This window comes from Streptomyces sp. NPDC001020 (assembly GCF_053599115.1).
On the sequence record NZ_JBSFLQ010000095.1, the window covers coordinates 1 to 2,907 of the forward strand.

A 2,907-nucleotide genomic window follows, 5' to 3' on the forward strand; every position below is an offset into this window, starting at 1 on the left:
GGAGGCGGAACCAGTAGAAGCCGTGGCCCGCGAGGGTGAGGAGGTAGGGCAGTTCACCGATGGCGGGGAAGCGGACCTGGCCGATGAGTTCGACGGGGTGCAGGCCGGTGAAGCGGCGTAGGTCGAGTTCGGTGGGCTGGGCGAAGCGGGAGAAGTTGTGGACGCACAGGACCAGGTCGTCTCCGTGTTCGCGCAGGAAGGCCAGGACGGCGGGGTTGGAGGAGGACAGTTCGGTGTAGGAGCCCAGTCCGAACGCCGGGTTCTGTTTACGGATCTCGATCATCCGCCGGGTCCAGTGCAGCAGCGAGGACGGTGAGGACATCGATGCTTCCACGTTGGCGACCTGGTAGCCGTAGACCGGGTCCATGATCGTGGGCAGGTAGAGGCGGCCGGGATCGCAGGAGGAGAAACCCGCGTTGCGGTCCGGGGTCCACTGCATCGGGGTGCGTACCGCGTCGCGGTCGCCCAGCCAGATGTTGTCGCCCATGGCGATCTCGTCGCCGTAGTACAGGATCGGGGAGCCGGGCAGGGACAGCAGCAGGGCGGTGAACAGTTCGATCTGGTTGCGGTCGTTGTCCAGCAGCGGGGCCAGACGGCGGCGGATACCGATGTTGGCGCGCATCCGGGGGTCTTTGGCGTACTCGGCCCACATGTAGTCACGTTCTTCGTCGGTGACCATTTCCAGGGTGAGTTCGTCGTGGTTGCGCAGGAAGATGCCCCACTGGCAGCCGGCCGGGATGGCCGGGGTCTTGGCGAGGATCTCCGAGACGGGGTAGCGCGATTCGCGGCGTACGGCCATGAAGATGCGGGGCATGACGGGGAAGTGGAAGGCCATGTGGCACTCGTCGCCGCCGCTTGGATAGTCACCGAAGTAGTCGACGACGTCCTCGGGCCACTGGTTGGCCTCGGCCAAAAGGACGGTGTCGGGATAGTGCGCGTCGATCTCCTTGCGGACGCGTTTGAGGAACTCGTGCGTGGCGGGCAGGTTCTCGCAGTTCGTTGCGTCCTGCTGGTAGAGGTAGGGGACCGCGTCCAGGCGGAACCCGTCGATACCCAGGTCCAGCCAGAACCGCAGCGCGGCCAGGATCTCCTCCTGCACCGCCGGGTTGTCGTAGTTCAGGTCCGGCTGGTGGGAGAAGAACCGGTGCCAGTAGTACTGCCCCCGTACCGGGTCGAAGGTCCAGTTGGAGGCCTCGGTGTCGACGAAGATGATCCGCGCGTCCGGGTAGCGTTTGTCGTCATCGGCCCACACGTAATAGTCGCCGTAGGGTCCCTGCGGGTCGGTGCGGGAGGCCTGAAACCACGGGTGCTGGTCGCTGGTGTGGTTCATCACGAAGTCGATGATCACCCGCATGCCCCGCTGGTGGGTTGCGTCCACGAACTGAACGAAGTCCGCCAGGTCCCCGAACTCGGGCAGTACCGCGGTGTAGTCGGACACGTCATAGCCGCCATCACGCAGCGGGGAGGTGAAGAACGGCGGCAGCCACAGACAGTCGACGCCCAGCCACTGCAGATAGTCCAGCCGCTCGGTCAGCCCCTTCAGGTCCCCCACACCATCGCCGTTGCTGTCATGGAAGGAACGGACCAGCACCTCGTAGAAGACCGCCCGCTTGAACCACTGCGGATCACGTTCGGCTGCGGGAGTGTCCTCGAAGGTGTCCGGGACGGGCTCGTTGACGATCATCGTGGGAAGGTCCCTCCGATCGGCGGGCAGGACGGTCGCGCAACCGTCAGCACGTGCGCCGGACTTCGGCCCGGACACAGACGCACATAATTGGCTTTGCCCCACTGGTAGGTGTCACCGGTGAGCTCATCTCGCACCGTCACCACCTCATCCCAGCCAAGACCGAGCCGCGGCATGTCCAACGAAACCGTCGCCTCCTGGGTGTGGTGCGGATCCAGGTTCACCACCACCACGACCACATCCCCACCCGCACACTTCGAGTAGACGATCACCGCGTCGTTGTCCGCCTGATGAAAATCAAGATTCCTCAGCCACCGCAGGGCCCGGTGCTCACGCCGGATCCGGTTCAAAGATGTGATCAGCCCGGTGATACTGCGGCCCTCACGTTCGGCGGCCTCCCAGTCCCGTAGCCGAAGCTGGTACTTCTCCGAGTCCAGATACTCCTCACCGCCTGGCTCAAGCGGCACGTTCTCACACAGCTCGAAGCCCGAGTACATCCCCCACGACGGCGACAACGTCGCCGCCAGCACCGCCCGCACCTCGAACGCCGCCCGCCCCCCATCCTGCAAATACACCGGCAAAATATCCGGGGTGTTCACGAACAGGTTCGGCCGCAAGAAAGCCGCCGTCTCACCCGACAACTCCCGCAGATACTCGGTCAGTTCCTGCTTCGTGTTCCGCCACGTGAAATACGTGTACGACTGCTGGAACCCCACCTGCGCCAGCGTCCGCATCATCGCCGGCCGCGTGAACGCCTCCGCCAAGAACACCACATCCGGATCCGACCGGCCGATCTCCCCCAGCACCCGCTCCCAGAACACCACCGGCTTGGTATGCGGATTGTCCACCCTGAAAATCCGCACCCCCCACCCCATCCAGAACCTCAACACCCGCAGCGTCTCCGCCACCAGCCCGTCCATGTCCGCATCGAAGAACACCGGATAGATGTCCTGATACTTCTTCGGCGGATTCTCCGCGAACGCCACCGACCCATCCACCCGACGCCGAAACCACTCCGGATGCTTGTCCACCCACGGATGATCCGGCGAACACTGCAACGCGAAATCCAACGCCACCTCAAGACCCAGATCCCGCGCCCGCCGAACAAACCAGCCGAAATCCTCAACCGTCCCCAACCCCGGATGCACCGCATCGTGCCCACCCTCCGGCGAACCCACCGCCCACGGCACCCCCACATCCCCCACACCCGCCACCAAAGCGTT

The 2,907-nt window shown here is 64.6% G+C and carries 1 protein-coding gene and 1 pseudogene; both read right to left on the reverse strand.

Annotated features, from left to right (window positions below):
* A partial coding sequence (treS, locus tag ACWDEX_RS37110; RefSeq protein ID WP_450469090.1) for a maltose alpha-D-glucosyltransferase occupies positions 1 to 1,684 on the reverse strand: 1,684 nt, incomplete at its 3' end.
* Positions 1,681 to 2,907, reverse strand: a pseudogene (locus tag ACWDEX_RS37115) (alpha-1,4-glucan--maltose-1-phosphate maltosyltransferase); the annotation flags it as partial. The pseudogene ACWDEX_RS37115 and the gene treS, both read right to left, overlap by 4 nt.